This window comes from Pseudomonas sp. WJP1 (assembly GCF_028471945.1).
In the GTDB taxonomy this organism is placed as follows: Bacteria; Pseudomonadota; Gammaproteobacteria; order Pseudomonadales; family Pseudomonadaceae; genus Aquipseudomonas.
In genome coordinates this window covers 3077471-3097469 of record NZ_CP110128.1, presented here as the reverse complement: position 1 = coordinate 3097469, position 19999 = coordinate 3077471, and the positions used below count along the sequence as shown (strand labels likewise).

15 protein-coding genes are annotated in these 19999 nt (G+C 59.9%); 3 read left to right on the top strand and 12 right to left on the bottom strand.

Annotated elements, in window-relative coordinates; translation table 11 throughout:
* Positions 1-84: 84 nt before the first annotated feature.
* Both eutH and OH720_RS14050 read right to left on the bottom strand, forming a co-directional pair.
* Positions 85-1317 (bottom strand): ethanolamine utilization protein EutH, encoded by a 1233-nt coding sequence (gene eutH / locus OH720_RS14055; RefSeq protein WP_272606114.1) that lies wholly within the window; start codon positions 1315-1317, stop codon positions 85-87.
* A gap of 81 nt (positions 1318-1398) precedes the next feature.
* Positions 1399-2163 carry an SDR family NAD(P)-dependent oxidoreductase gene (locus OH720_RS14050; protein ID WP_272606113.1) on the bottom strand — a complete coding sequence of 255 codons (765 nt, stop codon included), beginning with the start codon at positions 2161-2163 and terminating at the stop codon, positions 1399-1401.
* A 158-nt stretch (positions 2164-2321) separates the two neighbouring features.
* Between OH720_RS14050 and OH720_RS14045 the strand changes: the two genes are divergently transcribed.
* From OH720_RS14045 to OH720_RS14035, 3 genes are all read left to right on the top strand, one after another.
* On the top strand, positions 2322-2930 hold the full coding sequence (locus tag OH720_RS14045; protein WP_272606112.1) for a trimeric intracellular cation channel family protein: 609 nt from the start codon (positions 2322-2324) through the stop codon (positions 2928-2930).
* A gap of 65 nt (positions 2931-2995) precedes the next feature.
* Positions 2996-3361 carry a hypothetical protein gene (locus tag OH720_RS14040; RefSeq protein ID WP_272606111.1) on the top strand — a complete coding sequence of 122 codons (366 nt, stop codon included), beginning with the start codon at positions 2996-2998 and terminating at the stop codon, positions 3359-3361.
* A gap of 172 nt (positions 3362-3533) precedes the next feature.
* Positions 3534-4043 carry a YkgB family protein gene (locus tag OH720_RS14035; RefSeq protein ID WP_272606110.1) on the top strand — a complete coding sequence of 170 codons (510 nt, stop codon included), beginning with the start codon at positions 3534-3536 and terminating at the stop codon, positions 4041-4043.
* Between the two features lie 45 nt (positions 4044-4088).
* Here OH720_RS14035 and OH720_RS14030 read toward each other — a convergent pair whose 3' ends face one another.
* From OH720_RS14030 to OH720_RS13985, 10 genes are all read right to left on the bottom strand, one after another.
* A complete protein-coding gene (locus OH720_RS14030) occupies positions 4089-4934 on the bottom strand; it encodes an AraC family transcriptional regulator (RefSeq protein WP_272606109.1) in 846 nt (281 codons plus the stop codon).
* A gap of 28 nt (positions 4935-4962) precedes the next feature.
* The gene (locus OH720_RS14025) at positions 4963-5778 is read right to left on the bottom strand and encodes an avidin/streptavidin family protein (protein WP_272606108.1); all 816 of its coding nucleotides are present in this window, start codon (positions 5776-5778) and stop codon (positions 4963-4965) included.
* A 68-nt stretch (positions 5779-5846) separates the two neighbouring features.
* Entirely contained in the window at positions 5847-7211 is a 1365-nt protein-coding gene (locus OH720_RS14020) for an MFS transporter (protein ID WP_272606107.1), read from the bottom strand.
* Positions 7212-7273: 62 nt separating this feature from the next.
* The gene (locus OH720_RS14015) at positions 7274-8095 is read right to left on the bottom strand and encodes an aspartate/glutamate racemase family protein (protein ID WP_272606106.1); all 822 of its coding nucleotides are present in this window, start codon (positions 8093-8095) and stop codon (positions 7274-7276) included.
* A gap of 21 nt (positions 8096-8116) precedes the next feature.
* Positions 8117-9007: a hypothetical protein gene (locus OH720_RS14010; protein WP_272606105.1), complete on the bottom strand. Its 891-nt coding sequence runs from the start codon at positions 9005-9007 to the stop codon at positions 8117-8119.
* Positions 9008-9062: 55 nt separating this feature from the next.
* Positions 9063-10448, bottom strand: a complete 1386-nt coding sequence (locus OH720_RS14005) for an aminopeptidase P family protein (RefSeq protein WP_272606104.1) — start codon at positions 10446-10448, stop codon at positions 9063-9065.
* Positions 10449-10468: 20 nt separating this feature from the next.
* Positions 10469-12127, bottom strand: coding sequence for a hydantoinase B/oxoprolinase family protein (locus OH720_RS14000; protein ID WP_272606103.1), 1659 nt, complete (start codon positions 12125-12127; stop codon positions 10469-10471).
* A gap of 12 nt (positions 12128-12139) precedes the next feature.
* Positions 12140-14224, bottom strand: coding sequence for a hydantoinase/oxoprolinase family protein (locus OH720_RS13995; RefSeq protein WP_272606102.1), 2085 nt, complete (start codon positions 14222-14224; stop codon positions 12140-12142).
* Between the two features lie 179 nt (positions 14225-14403).
* The gene (locus OH720_RS13990) at positions 14404-17055 is read right to left on the bottom strand and encodes a LuxR C-terminal-related transcriptional regulator (RefSeq protein ID WP_272606101.1); all 2652 of its coding nucleotides are present in this window, start codon (positions 17053-17055) and stop codon (positions 14404-14406) included.
* Between the two features lie 110 nt (positions 17056-17165).
* Positions 17166-19859 (bottom strand): LuxR C-terminal-related transcriptional regulator, encoded by a 2694-nt coding sequence (locus OH720_RS13985; RefSeq protein ID WP_272606100.1) that lies wholly within the window; start codon positions 19857-19859, stop codon positions 17166-17168.
* Between the last annotated feature and the right edge of the window lie 140 nt (positions 19860-19999).

The window sequence follows — 19999 nt, the reverse complement described above, 5'->3', positions numbered from 1 at the left end:
CTCGAATGCATGCGCACGATAGCTGACAAGACACCAGCGCGATACGTTCGAACTCAACCAGGGAGCGCCCGGATGCCGCTGGTATCAGGTCGGTTCAGTGGCGGCACTGAGCCCACGCGCCGGGATGTCCTTCTCGCCAAGCTCCAGCGCCTTGGGTACCGCCAGCCAGTAAGCGAGCAACATGCCGATCAGGCCACCACTGAGTTTGCCGATGATCAGTGGAAGAATGAGCGAAGGCTGGAAGTTGGCGGAATAGGCCAGATGGTCACCAAAGGTGAACGCGGCGCACACCGAAAAGGCGATCACCAACACTTTGTCCTTGGGCGGCATGTCGGCGACCAATCGGAACATCGCCAGAATATTCGCGGACGCCGCCAGCAGACCGGCTGCTCCCACAGGAGAAAGGCCCAGCAGGGAAGCCACCTTTTCGATGGGCCGGGAAAGAAACCGCTTGATCAGATAGACCATCGGGAAGGCACCGCACAGCATGATGCCGACATAGCCTGCGATTTCGAGCGCGCGGAATTGATCTTCCTTGTCGGCAATGATGGGGGCGAAACCCCAGGTACCGAATACCGAGCTGAAAAACGAGGTGAAGTATTCGACGATCGAGGCCACCAATACCAACGTCACCGCCCCGTACACGACCTGCCCCAAGCGGAGAAACAGCTGCACCATCAAGTTGGGCAGATAGCGCAAGGCTGCCGCCAGCGCGACACAGAACAGAATCAGGGGCATCAGGTTGCGCACCAGCATCCCCAGGTTGAAATTCAGCGCCTGGGTGGCTTCACCCGCCGTGGCAATGTCGGGACGCACGCCCAGCCCGAGAAACTGCATGCTCATCGCGATAATGATGATGCTGAGCGGAATGCTCAACAAACCCGCCATGATGCCCAACGCCATGTACTTGTGGTCGGCCTTGTTGAGCATCGCCAATCCGACAGGTATCACGAAGATCACGGTAGAGCCGGACTGGAAGCCGGTAATGAGGCCCAGGATCCAGCCTTCGGGGCTTGAAGACAGGGCATGGGCCAACTGATACCCGCCAAGATCGGCGGCGATGAAAATCGGCCCGGCAATGCCGGCATCCGCGCCCATCGCCAGGAAAATCGGCGCCAGGACCTGGCTTATGAAGCTGGAAATAAAGGGAATGGCCGCCATGATGCCCGCGACGGGCAGGAAGATCGGGCCAATGCTGTTGATGCCTGCGTTGAATTCCTTCGCGAGTTCGGATTCTGTACTGAAGATCGATGCCAGGCCGCCAATAACGGCGCACACCATGATGATGTAAATGACATAGGTGCCTATATGTTCCATTGCTGCCTCTGCTATTAAGAGTTTATTGTTTGGCAGAATTGAGTTGCACAAGGTTTTATTATTGGCAGTCAGTCATCTGACTTAGAGTGCGGTGTATCCGTTGTCGACGAATAGATGCGTGCCGTTGACGAAGCTGGAATCATCGCTGGCCAGGAACAATGCGGCGGATGCCACTTCCGAAGGCTCACACAGGCGCCCCTGCATTGCGCCGATGGCCTCGTCGGAAGCGTCCACGCCGAAACGGCGCAGCAGGTCCAGTTCGCGCTTGCCATGGGCGGTGCTGATAAACCCCGGGCAGATGGCGTTGCTGCGAATGTTTCGATCGCGGAACTCCACCGAAATGGCCCGTGCGAACATATGGCACGCCCCTTTGGTGGTGCAGTACAAGACTTCCATGGGTGTGCCGACCACCCCGGAAATGGAAGACGTACAGATCACGCTGCCACCGCCCGCCTCGATCATGCCCGGCAGGACAGCCTTGGTGACGAGGAACATGCTTTTGACGTTGATGCTCATCAGGCGATCCCAGTCCGCCTCGTCGGTCTCCAGGAAAGGCCCGGCGGCAATCGTACCCGCATGGTTCATCAGCACAGTGATCGCGCCAAAACGCTCTTCGGCCTGCCTGACCGCGCGATGCACCTGATCGGCAACGGAGACATCCGTCGCCAGGAAACAGGCACTGCCGCCGGCAGCGTTGATTTGCGCAGCCACCTCTTCGCCCTGGCTGGTGGGAAGGTCGAGGATCGCCACCTTCGCGCCCTCTTTGGCAAACAATAACGAAACAGCCAGGCCACAGCCCCCTGCCCCGCCGGTGATCAATGCTACTTTTCCTGCCAGTCGCCCCATTTTTGTTTTCCTCAGTGATAATCCAGGTGCAGGTTTGCGATTTCAAGCTAAACGCCAGCGACCGGATGCGTCCATATATCAACCGATATATATGATCGCAACCAACTGTTTGATATGGTTTTTTTAGATTAACGGCTTGCGCGAGAAAGGAATTCAGAATGCTTTATTTCCAGCAAATGTTGGGCATTGCGGTGTTTTCCATCACCGGCGTGTTGGCCATCAAGAAAGCCGATGTGGATCTGTTCGGTGCCGTGGTGCTCGGCATCATCACCGCTATTGGTGGTGGCACGATCCGCGATCTGCTGCTGGATCAACCGATCTTCTGGATTGCCGACTTCAATTACATCTGGGTCGCCTTGTTCGCTGCGCTGCTGGCGTTTTTTTTGACCCAGAGACTGCAACGACGCTACCGTCTGCTGCTTTATCTCGATGGTTTGGCGGCTGCGCTATTCGCATTGTCGGCGACCGAAAAGGTCCTGGCATTGCAGCTTGCGGCACCCCTGGCGGTGATGATGGGCGTGCTGACCAGCATCGGCGGCGGTATCGCCCGGGATGTGCTGGCTGGACGCGTTTCGCTGCTGATGTCGCGAGAGATTTACGCCACGCCCCTGTTGTTGGGATGTACGCTCTACGTGCTGTTGCGAGACGTGTTCCCGTCGATCTGGATTGGCGGCTGGATTGCCTTGATTTTCACCTTCGGCCTGCGGTTCATGGCCATTTACAAACATCTTCAGATGCCAGCGATTTTTTCTACCAAGCAGGGATGATTCGTCCGATTCGCCGTGCAGCGAACGCTGGAATGGACCCTCTCAACTAAAAGGATTTAACGTTTATGGACATCAGCTTTTCTCAAGTCAGCGAGCGTTTGAACGATCGCCGATTCACCGTAGCAGGCAACACCCACGGGTTATCCGGTGCAGGCACGGTATTTCACTACCATGTCGAGGGCGATGCCGTTTGGGGTACGTATCAAGGCGGCAAGATCCGCATGGGCAACCAGGTCGGCCGCGTGACAGGCCCCGATACCATCGAGCTTCTTTTTCATTGCCTGACCACGGAGGGTGAAATTCTTTCCGGCTGGTCTCGTGGCACGGTGGGCGTTGATCACGAGGGGCGAACCACCCTGTCCTTCGTATGGGGTTGGTTGTCGGGCGCGACTGGAGGTGGGGAGTCGAGCTACGTCGAGCTTGTCGCGTAGCAAACAACTGGCTTCATGGTTTTTCACCTCGCCGAGTCAAGACGATCTGCACTGAATGCAATACGTTCTGACGCCACGGGCGTGGCATCAAAGGCAACACTGTCCGCACTCCCAACGCACACCGCGGAGGGTTGCTGATTAGTGTTCCCCACCACTCCTGGAAGCCTTGATCATGAAAACCTTAAGCATCGAGAATAGCAGCACCAACAACGTACAGATCCCTTCAACGCTCGGGATCAGAACCATGGCGCTTGGCACCTACGGCGTCTACTTTGCGCTCGCCGTCATTTACTTCTGGTTCGGCGGGATGAAGTTCACCCATTACGAAGCCGTCGGACTGGTGCCCCTGGTGAGTAACAGCCCTTTCCTGGGTTGGGTCTACGAGATTTTCAGTGTCGATACCTTCTCCAGCCTGCTCGGCATCCTGGAGGTCTCGATCGGTGTCCTGATTGCAGGTCGCCTGCTGTCACCCAAGCTTTCACTGATCGGCGGTGCGCTGTCGGCCGGACTGTTCTTCACCACCTTGAGCTTCATGTTCTCGACCCCCGGCGTGATTGAACCCGGCCTCGGTTTTCCGGGCATTTCGGTGGCACCGGGGCAGTTTCTGCTCAAAGACATCGGCTTGCTGGCCGCCTCGATCTTTGTCGCCGGCCATTCCCTGACCGATTTGCAAAGCCGTTGAACCGATGATCGACCCTGCGCAATGGCCTGGAGCAGTTCGATGCTTTCAGGCCATTGTCCCATCATCTTCCCCCGCCAGATCTTTCATCCAGTCCCGCGGGCTGTAGCCCGTCTTGCGTCGAAACGCGCGTGCCAGTGCCGAAGGGCTTTCATAGCCGACCTCGGCGGCGATCAGCGTAATCGACCGCCCTTCACGCAGGCGTTTCTGCGCCAGGCTGATCCGCCAACTCAACAGGTACTCGGCAGGCGTCTGTCCGATAACGTCCCGAAAATGCACCGCGTAAGCCGCGCGCGACATATTCGACTCGCTCGCCAGTTGCGCAATCGACCAGGCACGCTCAGGTGCGTTGTGCATCTGCACCAGTGAGCGCGCCAACCGCGGATCGGCCAGGCCAGCCATCATTCCGGTACGCAACTGTTGATGGTCAAGCAGATGCCGAAACAACAGGATGACCAGCAGTTCGAACAAGCGCTCCAGCGCTGCCTCCCTGCCACAATGCGCACCCGCCGCCTCGCCGAACATCCACTTCAGGGTATCGGCGAGCATGGGCAGTTCATCCAGGGACAACACAAGGCAATCGGGTAACGAAGCTGCCAACGGGTTATCAACCCCGCCCTCGAACTCCATTGAGGCACACAACAGTTGAGCGCCCTCGGACTCACCGGCAAACAGCTGATGCCGGCTGGGGCGTGGCATGAAAATCAGGCTGGGCCGCGTCAGCAGCATGTCCTTGCGATCGGCGCCCAGCAAGGTGACGCTACCGGCCTGCAGCAGATGGATATAGCCACGCCGCTCAGCGCCATCGTAGGACGCGAGGCCACACAACCTGCCGTTGTAAAACAGGTTTGCACGCACGCCGAACTGCGAAAACAAGGTGGACAGGCGATCCATGGGCGATCTCTTGGCCAGGCATAGACGCTCAGATCATAGCACCGGCGGTTTGTGCTCCGATCTCGCTCAAATGCTGTGCTTCGCGTTTGAATAGCACAGAGGCCATCCGGGTCTGGCTGTAGCTGTTACCGGGTGCAGTTGACTCGCTCGTCATTTCGAACAAGGACAGGCAACCGGTCGCCCCATCAAGCGCTCCCGACAGCCCAAGTACCTCTGAAGCCCCTGCGGCCGTCAGCGCAAGGGACTGCATCGCAATGCCGACAGGGGCTGAGTGCAGGTCGGTAAACCCTTCCACGGGCAGCGTGCCGGTCGACCGTACGAGGCGACCCGACACATAACCCAGGCCATTGTCGCAAGCGGCGAATACCTTCAACTCCAGTGTCGCGCCTTCGGCACTAATCCATCTCCCAGCCAAGGCATTGCCAGGCACTTCGTTTTTACGGCGTAGCGATCGCTCGGGCTCCTGCAGTGGCGCTCGTCTATAAGTCAATTTGTCGATATAACTGCCGGCCTTGACCAGGCCGCAGAAGTCACTGGAAGCAACCATATTGTGTGCCAAAACCAGCACTTCCTGATCGTCCTGAAGACTGATCTGGCCGCATAAACCGGAGTTCCAGTGCCAGCTCGGATCGTGACTTGCGTCATCGATGGCGTGCCACGAGATGCTCAATGCCACTGGCTGGCCCATCGCTGCAGTTGCCGCATTGCCAACCTGCACACCCTGGACTTCATAGGTGCCGACCGAACCCGTCGAAGATCGGTAGATGCCAATGAGGTTGGCGCCTGCTTCTTGCAGCGTCATGATCGACCCGTATTCGTTTTTCCAAGTACCTGCGGCAGACATTCATGCCTCCTTTATCATCAGAGGGCACCGCCACCGGCAGTGCCCATTGCGGGTTGCTCGCACGGGTATCAGTGCAACGGTTCACCTTCGGTTTCCGGCATGAGCAGTGCCAACAACACGCTGGCCAGCATGAAGCCGTTGATCAACGTCGTGGTCATGTTGAAGGACGTGCCATAGGCCACCAGCGCGCCAATCAAGCTCGGTGCCAGGATATTCGCCACGCGCTGGGCGAATACTGCCCAGCTATAGCCAAGCAGGCGCAGGCGGGTTGGATACAACTCACCAATCCAGGTGTCCCAGACGCCCCAGGCGCCCATGCTGAAAAAGGCCAGGGCAAAGTTGCTCAGATAGAGCATTTCCAGCGTCTGGGCATTGGCAAATCCATACCCGGCCAACACCGAGGCACCGATGAAAAACACCACAACCTGCTTGCGGCCCAGCCGGCCGGTGAGCCAGGAAGCCGCCATGTACCCCGGGATCATGCACAAGGCCGAGATGGCGATGAATCCATAGCTTTGCGGCAGACTCAAACCTCGCTGTTGCAACAAGGTCGGTAACCAGGTCTGCAACCCCCAATAGCCCCAGGAGAAGGTGAAATTGATCGCAATCTGCAACAGGCTGATTTTACTCATGCCTGCGCTGAATATTTCGCGATGCGTCCCCTTCAACGTTTTCTCGACCAGCAATTCACAGTCTTCAGGCACTCGTACCGCCCCTCGGCTGAGCCTGGCGATCACACTGCGCGCTTGCGCCTGGCGCCCCACCGAAGCCAGCCAGTACGGCGACTCCGGCACCCACCAGGCAATGGCGAAAGCCCAGAGGCTTCCCAGCGAACTGACCACGATGATGGTGCGCCAGCCAAAGGGCGTCAGCCAGATTGTCGCGCCCAACGCCAGCAACACACCCACTGGCCAGCCTGAAGCGAGGTACACGGTGCAGGTCCCGCGAACCTTGACCGGCAGTAGCTCCTCGAAATGGGCGAAAGTCACTACCATCATGCCGACGGCCGCCATACCGCTGAGTAGCCGCAACAGGTAGAACGTGGCGTAATCGGGTGCAAAGGCACTGATCAGGGAAATGACGCCATACAACGCCATGCTGAGGATGATCGAACGCTTGCGCCCGAGTCGCTCGGAGTACTTCCCCCATATCAGCGAACCTATCAGCATGCCCACGAAGATGGCGCCGATCAGGTTGCCGATCGCCAGTGAATCGAGCTGAAAATCCTTACCGATCAAAGGCGCGGTGTAGACGATGATCATCATCTCCCAGGCTTCGATGGCGAATACGAAGAACAGTCCCAGACAACTTTTCAAATGCTCCCGGGTCAACGGGAAATTCTCGAACACCTGGCCCACCGACATCCCCCGGGACGGCGAAGCGTCCCGCTGAGGGGTGGAACCAGCAACAACAACTGACGATAGTTGGCTCATGAAGGGTCATCCTGTTAGTCGGCAGGGCCGGCCCCTGGCCAAGCCCTGCATGCGGTAATGAATCAGGCCTTGACGCGATTGCCGATCGGGACTGGACCCTGGAACAGACCGAAGGCCGCGATCTCGGCTTCCGGTGGCGGTTCGCAGCTACCGACCCGGCTAGGCGCCCAACCGAATCGACGTTTCATGCCCGCCAGGGTTTCGGCCATCTTGAACGCCGCTACCACCGGGTCGATGACCGGGACGCCGATCTCGGCTTGTACATGCTCGAAAAAGCCGAACTCGATGGTGCAGCCCAGAATGATGGCTTCGGCACCGTCCTCTTCCACTGCACGCCTGGCTTGTTCAATGATGCGTCGACGGGTCAGCGCGTGGTCTCTCTGGAACTCATCGACCCCCATTCCCAGCGGCCGCATGGAAGCCAGCCTGTCACCGGCACCGCAGGCCCTGACCCGTGCACTCATTTGCTCGATCCACTTGTTGCGCCCAACGATGATCGAATAACGGTTGGCCAGATTCGCCGCCACTTGCAGGCTGGCCTGACAGGGACCGACCACGATCGTTTTACCGGAAATCTCGCGGGCATCGTCCAACACCGGATCGTAGAAACAGCCAAGTACCAGGGCATCGACGTCCCGCTTGGCGCAATCTCTGGCAATGCGCACGCTGCGCTCATAAATCAGTGCTTCGTAGCTGCGATATTCCAGGTGTGTGGGGCTGGGGTGCATGTCCAGGGACACCACTTCGATCTCGGTCGAAGGCTGCTTGATGGAATGCAGCAGTTGCGCGATGGGTTCATCGAATGTGGCATTGCCGACAGGGTTCAACCAACGTACGGAAACGGGAACATCCTGCGGCTCGGCAGCGCTTGAAAACTGGCTCATTTGTTCGATTCCTTCTGAGAGTTAGAAGCTCTTTACCAACGCCATGGTCAGCGAGTTGGAGTACGGCAAGTTGTCGGTGTGGTAGTAATCGAAGTTCAGGTTGGCCGACACGTAGATGCCCTCCTTCGCCCAACCTGTGTAGGTCATGGAAGGACCGACCTTGCCTTCGCGTGATTCTTCAAAGTCCGAGGCCGTGCGATTGTTGATGTTGTAGACATGGTGCACACCGAGCCACAGGGTGTCGGTCACCAGATAGCCGGCCGCGATATCGCCCAGCCACAGGCTCACTCCGCCGCGCAGGTGCTTGGGATCGCCTTCGCCAAAGTCCGTGGTATTGCGGTCTTTCTCGGCGTAGTAGATGCCGGCTGGGGTGAATGTCACAGCGAACTTGCCGATCTGCAGGTAGTTGGCCAGGCTCAAGCTGTAGGCATAACGGTTGAAACCGGCGCCGAAACCATCCACATCGTGATTGCCATTGGGGAACTCGACCATTAGCGTCGGGCTGGTCCAGAAGGTCACATAGTCCGAAGACGCATAGGGTTTGGTCGGTTCAATGACGTTGTAGTAGTACTCGATACCGATGTTGGGCGAGGCAATGCCCCAACCGTTGTCGCTGCCGCCACCGTCGGTGCTGGAATAACCGGGTACGGCACCCACCCAGAATTCGAACTGGTCACGGTGGGTACCGGTAAAGCCGGTTTCGGTGAAGTACGCCAATACTGTATTGGAGCCGGCCCGCACATCATCTTCGGCGGTGCGGTTGATCACGGGAAACGATTCGACCGCCCATGAGCCGGGAACGCCAGGCTGGGCAAAGCCGATGAATTGATCGGCATGCGCCGTTGCAGCCAGGCCCAACGTCAGGCCGAGCGGAAACAGCGCGCCTGAGCACGACAAATTGCGAAGTTTCATCACTGGTTTTCTCTTGTTGTTTTAGCAATGGGCGGTCCGGGAGGGCCGCCTTCCCTCAGGACATGGCGGCTTCGACTTCGCCCACCCGCTTGGGTATGTGTGGTCCCAACACTCTGGCCGACGTTGTGCCTATCGCGACCACGTCTTCGACGCGCATACCGCCGAACCCGGCATAGGCCTTGAAACGTTCGTAACAGATCATCCCGGCATGACGTTTTTGCGCATGCCACTGCTCGATCAGGCCGGGGATGAAATAGATCCCAGGCTCTACCGTCAGCACCATGCCGGGCTGCAGGCGCTTGCCCATGCGCAGGTTGCACAGACCAAATTGCTGGCTGCGCGAGACGTCACTGTCGTAGCCAACGTGATCCTCACCCAAGGCCTCCATGTCATGAACATCCAGTCCCAACTGATGCCCCAACCCGTGGGGGAAGCAGATCGCATAGGCGCCGGACTCCACCACCTGAGCCGTGTCTCCCTTGAAGAATCCCAGCTCGCTCATACCCTCGACCATTTGCTGCGCTGCCAGTCGATGCACATCGGCAAACGCAAGACCCGGGCGCAGGGTGGCGATGGCTTCTTCCTGGACCTGGACCAGTAGCGTGTACAGCTCGCGCTGGTGCGGCAGGAAGCGCCCGCCGACGGGCAATGTGCGTGTCACGTCGCTGGCATAACCCAGCAGGGTCGAGGCACCCGCATCGTTCACCACCAGGTCGCCCGCTTCCAGGCGAGCGCCATGCTCGAGGTTATGCAGGATCTCGCCACGCCGGCTGAACACCGGCTGGTAGGCTTCCTGCAATCCGTGACGTCCCAGCACGCTGCGCATGGCTGCCACGACCTCGTACTCCAACACACCGGGGCGAGTGGCGCCCATCGCGGCCAGATGCATCTCCCTGGCAACGGCCATGGCCTGCTCGATCTGCTCTATTTCGCTGCCATCCTTGATCTCGCGCAGGGCTACCACTGCCGCGATCAGGACCGGCGAGGCCGCGCCGGCAACCTCGTGCGGCGACGACGCCAGCAGCTGTGCCAGCAACAGTGTGGTTTCAACGCGATAAGGCGGCAGAAAATGCACCGTACGTCCACGTTTCAATGCCTTTTCAACCACGCCTTGCAATTCGGCCGAAGGCTTGACGGTTGCACAGCCCACCGCCGCGCATTGCTGCGCCAGCGGCTGCCCCTCGCCCAACCAGATCCGGTCTTCGAAACGGGTCTCGTCACCGAATACGGCTTCCCCACCGCCATCGAGATCAATGACGGCGCTGAGCCCTGGCCGGCTTACGCCGAAAAAATAGGCGAACGTGGAGTCCTGGCGAAACGGGTATACGTTATGAGCAAAGTTGATCGGCGCATCGAGATTGCCCGGCAACAGCACCAGGCCGCCCCCCAGCCGTTCGCGCAATGCCTGGCGACGCTGAATGTAGGTATTTCTGGAAAACATGCTTGCCGACTCCTTGCTCTTCACGGCGTCACGCCATAGACAGTGCTGGCAGTCTCGGCGCTGATGTAGCCGTTTTTCAGGTCGTCGATGACCGCCTCACGACTACGCTGCCTCGGGTCGCCATAACCACCACCGGCACCGGTACGCACGCGGATGATGTCGCCTGCATTCAGGTTCACGCCACTGGCCATGGCATGACGCTCACGCTCACCACTGGTACGTATGACCTCGACGTAGTTCGGTGAACCCTCGGCACCGCCTTCCAGCCCCCAGGGCGAGACGACAGAGCGGGTGTACCCGCAAGTCAGGAAAGTGCCATCGCTACGTACCCGATAATCGATGCGAATGCCCTGCCCGCCCCTATACTCGCCATGACCGCCGGGTTCGTCATTGAGCGCCATGCACTCGACGTACAAGCCGTAGCGCGCCTCGCAGACCTCCACCGGGCAGTTATAGGTTTCACCGTGCAACCCGGAATACACCGCATTGTTGCCATCGCGACCCTGTTCAGCGCCCCAGCCGCCAATTTCAGGTTCAACCAGGGTGAACATACGTCCCGTGTCCGGATTCATCCCGCCGATGATGGTTGCGCAGACCGAAGCGAAGTTTCCAGCCGGCAAGCGTTCGGGCATGTGCCGGGCAAGGCAGCGCAGAATCAGGTCATGCACGCGGATCAGGTTTTCGAAGTAGAAACCTTCAGCGGCCGGGGCCTGAGCGTCGAACAACGAGCCGGAACGGGTCAGAACCTCCAGGGGGCGGAATGTACCGCCGTTGGTCACCCCCTGTGGCGCAGTAACCGCCTTGAACGCCATTTGTGCCGCGACCACGGTGCCATCGCGACTCAAGTTGGTGGGGCCAACGGCCTGGGCCGGATTGTCGCGCAGATCGACGATCATTCGCGTTTCGGTGATGTCGACCACCACCTTGAAGACCTGGCCGTCGTCTTGCACCTCTTCCATGCTGAAACGGCCAAGGGGCGCACCCTGCAAGGCCTTGAGCGATACCTTCTCACCCAGTTCCATGAAGTCCTCAACCGCCGTCAGGAACAGTTGCGTGCCATATTTGCTGCTCAGCTCGACAATCCGTGCGGCGCCACTGCGTGCTGCCGCAATGGCCGCCCAGAGGTCGCCCTCCATGAAGTCGGGCATGCGTGTGTTTGCCTTCAGGATCTGCATCACCGAACGGATCGGCTGACCTTTGGAAATCAGCTTGACCGAGGCCAGGCGCAAGCCTTCCTGGAATATTTCGGTCGCCTCGGTAGACAGTGAGCCGGGCACCATGCCACCGACATCGTTCCAGTGCGCGATATTCGCGGTCCAGGCGATGATCTGGCCGTCGGCGAACACCGGCATTGCCAGAACCACGTCGTTCAGGTGGGTTACCCCGCCACTGTGCGGATCGTTAGTGATGAAAAGATCGCCGTCCTCGATGTCGCCCGCCTGCGGATGCTCCACAAGAATTTGCCGAACCGCCTTGTCCAGCACGCCGACGAATGCCGGGATACCCGCCCCCGAACTGGCAATGTTGCCTCTGGCATCGGTGATACCGGTGCCCATGTCGAGCACTTCGTAAATCACCGGGCTCATGGCCGCCTTGCGCATGGCGGCGAACATTTCATCGGCAATCGCCTGAAGGGAGTTCTGGATGATTTCCAGGGTAAAAATATCAACGCTGCTCATCGCCCTGCTCCGTTAGTTGCCGATTGAAATGTGAAGGTTGCCGAGACGATCGACCCGCACGCTGTTACGCGGATGCACCACGATCGTCGTTCCCGCATCTTCGATCACTGCGGGACCGTCGAAGGTCATGCCCGGTTCGAGTTTGGCGTAGTCGTAGATGCACGCTTCGTGTCGACCTTCGAGGGCGTAGTCCACCAGGCGACGCCCCTTGAGCGCTGCCACCAGCAATGCACCGGTCACTGGCAAATCATCGAGATCGAGCTTGCCTATCTGCGCGACGGCAACGATATGGAAGCCGACAATCTCCAGCGGTGCGTCCAGCCGATAGCTGTATTGCTGCTCGTACAGGCCATGGAAGCGTCGGGCAATTTCCTCCCAGTGCCCGGCGATGCTTTCACTGGCCTGCAATGGCACCTCGACAGAGTGTTCCTGGTTCTGGTAACGCAGCTTGCAGTGGACCGAAAGCTCGACCTGTTTCGACTCGAGTGCCTGGTCTTCGAACTGCCCTTGCGCCGAGGCAATCATCTGCTCAAGGAAGCCCTGCGCTTCAAGCAGGGCGCCTTCACGAGCGCATTCGAAGAAGCGGTTGACGAACATGTCCCGACGCAAATCCGACATGGTCATGCCCCATGCCGAAAACACCGAAGCGCCACGCGGGATGATCACCTTCTGCACACCCAGCTCCTGACCCAGCGCCACCGCGTGCATGGCCCCGCCGCCACCGAACGCGATCAGGGTGAATTCCCTCGGGTCATAGCCCCGATTCAGGGACACCAGCTTCAGCGCATTGACCATGTTGTCATTGGCAATGCGCACTATTCCGCGCGCGACCTCCACGCAAGACAATCCCAACTGTTCGCCCAGTGAACCGAGCGCACGCTCCACAGCGGGCATGTCGGCTTCAAGTTCACCGCCGCAGAAGTAATCCTTGTTGATGCGCCCGAGCACCAGATTGGCATCGGTGGTGGTCGCCTGTGTGCCGCCGTTGCCATAGGCCGCGGGACCCGGCTGGGCTCCCGCCGATTGCGGACCGACATGTAGCTTGTCGAAGTCATCGACCCAGGCGATGGAACCACCGCCGTTGCCGATCTCCACCAGGTCCACCACCGGCACCATGATCGGGAAGCCGGCGCTGATGCGGTCACGCTCGATCCAGTAGTCGGTCTTGATCGTTACCTGGCCGTCGCGGATCAGAGAACATTTGGCCGTGGTGCCACCGATGTCCAGCGCCAGCAGATTGGGCTCATCGATCAGACGGCCCAGTTCGGCGGCGGCCCAAAAGCCGCTGGCCGGACCGGATTCGACCATGGTGATCGGGGTTTCACGGGCATGGGCAACCGTGTCCACACCGCAGTTGGACTGCATCACATACAGCGGCGCCTTGTAGCCGCCGGCACGCAGCCCCTGCTCCAGGTCACTGAGATAACGGGCGGCAATCGGTTGCACATAGGCAGACAGCACGGTGGTGCTGGTGCGCTCGTATTCACGCCATTCGCGGGTGATCTGGTGCGACGCCACGACCGACACTTGCGGCCAAAGGCGGCGAACTTCGGCGAGCACTGCCAGCTCGTGCTCGGGATTGGCGTAGGCATGCAACAGGCAAACCGCCACCGCCTCGACCTCTTCGCGACGGAAGTCATCGAGTATTTGCTCGAGTCCGCTCAGATCCAGCGGCTCGCGCTCCTGCCCATCGCAATGGACCCGGCCGGCAACTTCCCGGCGCAGATGACGTGGCACAAACGGTGTCGGCTTGACCCATTTGAGGTTGAAGAAATCGGGCCGGTTGGCGCGGGCGATCTCGAGAATGTCGCGAAAGCCCTGGGTGGTGATAAGGCCCGTACGCACACCACGGCGCTCGGTCAGGGCGTTGATCACTACCGTGGTGCCATGGGCAAGGAAGTCGACATCCGAAAGGCACACATCCGCCTTGCGCAGTACGTTGAGAATGCCCTGTTCAAAATTGGGGGGAGTCGTGTCTGATTTTGCCGTGCGAATCGTCTGTCTGCCACTGACCGGATCGGTCTCGAAATAGACCAGGTCGGTGAATGTGCCACCTACGTCGGTCGCTACGCGCACGGTCTTGCCGTTCGTACCCACAGTGTATCTCCTAGCATGATTGTTTTTATTCGCAACAGGAGGTGCTTCAGACCCCTTGCCGCTCGGGCAATGAATCGCTGTTGCAATCGATGCTATGAATCCACCGCAAACGCTTCAACGCTGCCGGCGGGTAGGTGCGGATCAGGTGGGAACACCACCTACCCGGATGGGTAGGTTGGTCAGAGGCGAGGATCGATGAGGCCTTGGCGCAGGGCGGCATTGATCGCCGCCGAGCGGTTTTCGACTTCGAGCTTGCGAAATATCTGCTTGAGATGAAACTTCACGGTGTTTTCGGAGATGTCCAGCGCCTGGGCGATGGTCTTGTTCGATTGACCTGCGGCCAGTAAGGCCAGCAGCTGCGTTTCCTTGGCACTCAGTTGCGCGCGCGGACGAACCGGATGGGCTCGCCATCCACGCAAACGGGTAATCAGTGCGGACATTGCGGGGAATGTGTCCGGCATGGCCTCGAGCATGGGCAAGATTCCCGGCCCGGCCTCCAGCAGCAGGCCCGTCATGCCTTGCCGCAGAATGGGCGCCAGCACGGCATTGGTCTCCTCGACGGTCACCTCGCCGTGGGCCTTGCGCCTCGCCAGCAAAGCCATGATGCGCAAGCGCCAAACGGGCAGCGTCAAGCCTTTTTTCTGCAGGGCATCTATATCACGCTCAAGCCGGGCAAGCGCGGCAGCGGAGGCGCCGCCGGCCAATTGCAACCGTGCCATGGCCAGTGCGACAGCCTCCCGGTTGCGCCAGTCAAGGTCATCGGCACACACATCGTCCAGGCCAGCGTCCTGAGCCTCCTGACGGGCTTGGTTCACAAGCCCCGATTGCACCAGCAGGTCGATTCGCCATGCGTGAACCAGCCGAACCAGGCGATCGAGTTGCCGCTCCTTGGCGATCCTGGCCACCTTTTCGAGCTCGATCAGTGCCGGCTGCGTACCCAGCGAACGCAATACGGTCCGCCAGGAGACTTCAGCGGTGGTGGCGAAAACATCCAGCCAGCCATCGGTGTGTTCAAGTGAGTCCCAGCCTTCGCGGGTCCAGGGCAACGCTTGGGTCCAGTCGCCTTGCCAATACAGATGCTGAGCCTTGAAACAGCCTACCACCGCCTTGAGCGAGCTTTCACTGCCGAAATTGTCTTGCGCCATGGCCAATGCTTCGTCGATCACTTTTGCTGAGGCGCCCACTTCTCCGGCCAGTGCCAGGACTTGTGCTTCGTGGATCAGGCAATAGTTCTCCCCCAGAGGACTTGCCACCATGCGCATCTGCACCCGCGCCGCGCGAGCCATGCTCAGGGCTTGCGGCAGATTGGCGTGCACCAGCAAATTCATCACCCCCACGCATTGCAACGTGGCTTGAGCCAATGCACTCCCTGCCCAGCCCTCACCACCAGGCCAGTCTCGCTCGGCACCGAATTGATCAAAATAGGCACGCGCCAACGCCTGGATCACTTCAAAATCGCGCTCCAGGCGATCATCACCACGCACGGCAATTTGTGCCAGGCGCAGCAGTTCGGTCGATAACGCCCGATTACCCAGCTTGGCGTGAAGATAGGCTTGCATCAGCAACAGATCCGGTTCACTGCCGCGGGTCCGGTCGTCGAACTGTTGCAACAGGCTCTGCGCATAGCTGATTCCCTTGCGCAGCACCAACTCCCAACCCCCTGCCCGCACGACCAGATTGACTGCCAGTGCGGTATCGTCGGCACGCAATGCATGGGCGACAGCCAGCACCCAATCTGTTTGCACCGCCAGCCATTGCGCAGCCGCCCGATGAATGCGTTGAGCCCGTGCCGCCTCAAGGCGCGGGCGCAGAAAATCGCTCAATAGCAAGTGATAACGAAACCAGCTGCGACTGGCGTCCAGAGGCACCAACAGGGCTTCGAACGCAGACAGTTGCGCGAGTAACGAAGCACTGTCTTCGCGTCCCCGTACGACATCTGCCAGCTCAGCGTTGAAACGCTCCAGCAGCGAAGTCTCGAGGAGAAATGCACGGCAATCTTCAGGCAGTGTTTCGAAAATCTGCTCGGTCAAATACTCGGCCACATCGGTAACGCGACCGGAAAACGACTGCAATCCAAACACCGAACCATGGGCGCCACTGAGCCAGTGGTGCGCCAATTGCACGGCAACGGCCCAGCCTTCGGTCTTCTCGTGCAAACTGGCAAGCGCGGGTTCACCCAGATCGGTTCCAAAAATCTGTGCGGCCTCTGTCTGCGAGAGCGCCAGATCCCGCGGCCCCAACTCGTGGACCAGGCCTTGTGACTTGAGCCTGGCCAGAGGCCAGGCCGGGCGCATCCGACTGGCCACGATCAGATGCAACCACTGACTCCCGCGCTCTAGCAGCGTGAGCATCACTTCATCGACTCCGCTGCTGGACGCGCGATGATAGTCGTCGATCATCAAGGTGACGCGGCGGCCATGATTGGCAAGCACCTGCAACAACGCGGCTACCGTGCGCTGCGGGCGCACATCCAGAGCCTGGGCCTGGGCCAGCGCCGCCAAACCGCCTACATCCAGTCCTGCCTCTTCTAGCGCCCATATCAGATACGCCAGAAAACGGTTCGTTTGCGCATCGGCTTCATCCAGGGACAACCAGGCCAATGGTTCGGTGTCCTGCTGTTGCATCAGGAAGGTTCGCCACTGCGCCAGCAGGGTTGTCTTGCCAAACCCGGGCGCAGAGATCACCAGCGTCAAGGGCTTGTTGCGATGCAGGCCCAAAGCGCCCAGCAGATCGTTGCGAGGCACGGCTTCAAGTTGGGCCTGCGGAGGTGCCAGCTTGCCCACCCACATCCACGCGCCAGGTGAGTTTAAGTCTTGGCGATGATCATTCATGCTGCAGAACCGAGGCTGAGAAGAAGAACCGACTGCCTGTCGACGGAGCCTGTATTGCCACGGGAAGATGCTGGACTACTTGAAGTAAAGTCAAGCCCTGAGCCCGGAACCTACGAGACTCTCTCGTCGCGCCTGCCACGGGCGACGATAATCGCGTCATAGCGGCTTGATACGCCGAATTTGAAAAAGATGTTCTTCAGGTTCCACTTCACGGTTTGCAAGCTGAGATTCAACGCCAAGGCAATGCGCTTGTTGGACATCGATTGTTCCAGCAGATCGATGATGTCCTGCTCGCGTCGGGTCAGTGCCACCTGTTCGCGCGTGGCGCCCATGGCCACCGACGACGTTTCACGGCTGTCGCCTGATGACGGCTTCGGCGCTGGCAGGCCGAGTTTTTCGTGATAGGCGCTGAAATCCGCATCGCCCTTGAGTTCAAGCCTTGGCAGCAAGGCATGGAACGCTTGCCCCTCATCCAGGAACGTACGCACCAGGCCCAACCGGTAGCCGCTGGCAACCGCCGAGCGCAACGACTCCAGGGCCTCGTCGCTGCGCTCCAGTTCATCCAGCGCGAAGGCGCGGAGCAATTCGACTTTTACCCGCCATTGCACCCTTGCCAGCTCACTGGCAAAACGATCGACAATGTCCAGCGCCTGCAACGCCGCCTCGGGTTGCCGTCGTGCCAACGCCAGGCGCGCCTTCGACAAGGCCGCCAGGGTCATGACCTCGGCATCGCAAGAGGACGCTCCCCGATGGTTGCGCGCAAGATCGTCGAGCAGCCCCTGCAGCGACTCGGCATGGCGCCAGTCGCCGCACTTCAAGGTGATGCGCAGCTGTTCATCGATCATCCTCGCGGTACCACGATCAAGACCCAGGGCACGAAAATGCTGCTCCTTGTGGACCAGGTACTCCAGCGCGCTACGTGGCGAGTCTTGCAGGTCCAGCAGGCGTGCGTGGCACAATGCAGCGCCGATCATGTATCCCGGTGCGGAGAACCGCAGGATATCCAGACGATTGGCCAGCACCTCGCGCGCCTCGTCAAGACGGTCGAGCTCATAGAAAATCTCGGCCATGATCGCGGCGCTGCCACAGGCGCTCACCGAGCGGCGCCCGTGCAAGGACTGCGCCTGGGCCAACACCAACGCGCCCATGCGCTCGGCCTCCAGCACCTTGCCTTCCAACAGCATCGCCGAGGCCATGGCGGCCATCCCCATCAACGCCATTTCGTCATTGCTGTTGCGCAGACAGCGCCCGGCAGTGCCATTGAACAGGCTGCGCACCTCATTGTGGCGACCGGCAAGTCCCAGGCAAGTGATCATCATGCCCACGCGCACCTGCTCCATGAACGGATGGTTGGCGAACTGCTCGGCAAGCGAGTCCAACAAGGCCAGGCAGGTCGTTTCATCATCGCCGTGCATGGCCAGGGACGCCTTCAACAACTGCAACTGATCCGTCCACCGGGGCGCTTGCGGCACGCTCTCGAATGCGCTTATCCAGGCCCGCGCCTTGCTGGTCAGCACCGTGAGGACCGCGCCCCAGATGCCCAACAACATCAGCGACGGGTGCCTGCTCAACTCATGCAAGGGCACCTGTTCGAGCCAGCGCATGAACTGGCTCAGATGACTGACGCTGCGATAGGACGGTTGCACGCGCTCCAACAGCTGCACCACCACAGTGAAATCGTTGCAGTGCAGCCCATGGCGAAGCGCTTCCGGCACCAGCCCGGCCTGTTCGAACCATGCTGCCGCGCGCTGGTGCAATGGCGCGATATCCGCACTGCTGGCCTGCAGGCGCTGGGTGAGGAACTCGACGAACAACGGATGCAGGCGATACCACTGGCGATTGCCCGGCAGATCGACTGGCTGGATGAACAGATTGCGTTCTTCCACCGCCGCGATCAACTGCGCCGCCTGCGCAGAGCCGGTGACATGCGCGGCGACATCGACATTAAAGCGCCGGAGGATGGAAATTTTCTGCAGGAAATCGAACAGTTCCGTGGGCAAATCCGCCACCACATCTTCGGACAAATAGGCTTTGAGGGCCGCGCTGTCGGGCAACAATGCCGCGCGCTTGACGCCTTTTTTCGGGTTAGCCTTCAAGGCGATGGACATCAACTGCAGGCCGATCGGCCAGCCATCGGTGAGGTCGTGGATGGCGTGCGCGGCATCCAGGTCCACGCCCTGGTCCAGATGCGCCTTGAGGAAGGCCAGGGACTCCGCGAAGTTGAACGACAACCCCGCACAATCCACTTCGCACAGCTCGCCCATGGCCCGCAGGCGGCCCAACAGCAAGGGCGGCGTACTGCGCGAAGCCAGCACCACGTGCAAGTGATGCGGTGCATCGTCGATCAGCGCCTGCATCAACTGGGCGATACGCACATCCGCTGCCTGCTGGAAATCATCGAGCATCAGATACAGCTCACCGCTCATCCTGGCCAGCGCATTGATCAGCAGCGACGCCATCGCCTGCGTGCTGATGGCTTCCGGCCCGGCTAACAGCAGCAGGTCGCCATCCAGGGGCAGGCCCGCCTGGCGCAAGGCACCGAGCAAACTTGCGCAAAACGCCTCCAGCCGGCAGTCGTCCGGCGACAACGACAACCAGGCCACCTGGGCGCCGTTTTTTATCAGCTGCTGGCGCCACTGAGCCATCAAGGTGGTTTTGCCAAAGCCGGCGCTACCGGTGACCAGCTGCAGGCGACATTGACGTTCTCGCTGCAACCTGGCCAGCAACTGTTCACGGGATACGGCCTGGCTGCCGATTCGCGGCGGGGCGAATCGGGTGGTGGTCTGCACTAAGTGGGTGTTCATGGGAGCGTGCTCGGTCCGGCGGTACTGAGCACGCAATGGGCCCAGGACGGTGATTGCAATGAGCGTTGCCACCGATGGCAGGCAACGCGTCAGAGCCTAGCCACAATGAGGTCCCTCACCCATCGCTCAAACGAATGAGT

Excerpts from the sequence above, each read along its gene's own strand:
- eutH (WP_272606114.1), bottom strand. The coding sequence starts at position 1,317 with ATGGAACATATAGGCACCTATGTCATTTACATCATCATGGTGTGCGCC.
- OH720_RS14050 (WP_272606113.1), bottom strand. The coding sequence starts at position 2,163 with ATGGGGCGACTGGCAGGAAAAGTAGCATTGATCACCGGCGGGGCAGGG.
- OH720_RS14045 (WP_272606112.1), top strand. The coding sequence starts at position 2,322 with ATGCTTTATTTCCAGCAAATGTTGGGCATTGCGGTGTTTTCCATCACC.
- OH720_RS14040 (WP_272606111.1), top strand. The coding sequence starts at position 2,996 with ATGGACATCAGCTTTTCTCAAGTCAGCGAGCGTTTGAACGATCGCCGA.
- OH720_RS14035 (WP_272606110.1), top strand. The coding sequence starts at position 3,534 with ATGAAAACCTTAAGCATCGAGAATAGCAGCACCAACAACGTACAGATC.
- OH720_RS14030 (WP_272606109.1), bottom strand. The coding sequence starts at position 4,934 with ATGGATCGCCTGTCCACCTTGTTTTCGCAGTTCGGCGTGCGTGCAAAC.
- OH720_RS14025 (WP_272606108.1), bottom strand. The coding sequence starts at position 5,778 with ATGTCTGCCGCAGGTACTTGGAAAAACGAATACGGGTCGATCATGACG.
- OH720_RS14020 (WP_272606107.1), bottom strand. The coding sequence starts at position 7,211 with ATGAGCCAACTATCGTCAGTTGTTGTTGCTGGTTCCACCCCTCAGCGG.
- OH720_RS14015 (WP_272606106.1), bottom strand. The coding sequence starts at position 8,095 with ATGAGCCAGTTTTCAAGCGCTGCCGAGCCGCAGGATGTTCCCGTTTCC.
- OH720_RS14010 (WP_272606105.1), bottom strand. The coding sequence starts at position 9,007 with ATGAAACTTCGCAATTTGTCGTGCTCAGGCGCGCTGTTTCCGCTCGGC.
- OH720_RS14005 (WP_272606104.1), bottom strand. The coding sequence starts at position 10,448 with ATGTTTTCCAGAAATACCTACATTCAGCGTCGCCAGGCATTGCGCGAA.
- OH720_RS14000 (WP_272606103.1), bottom strand. The coding sequence starts at position 12,127 with ATGAGCAGCGTTGATATTTTTACCCTGGAAATCATCCAGAACTCCCTT.
- OH720_RS13990 (WP_272606101.1), bottom strand. The coding sequence starts at position 17,055 with ATGAATGATCATCGCCAAGACTTAAACTCACCTGGCGCGTGGATGTGG.
- OH720_RS13985 (WP_272606100.1), bottom strand. The coding sequence starts at position 19,859 with ATGAACACCCACTTAGTGCAGACCACCACCCGATTCGCCCCGCCGCGA.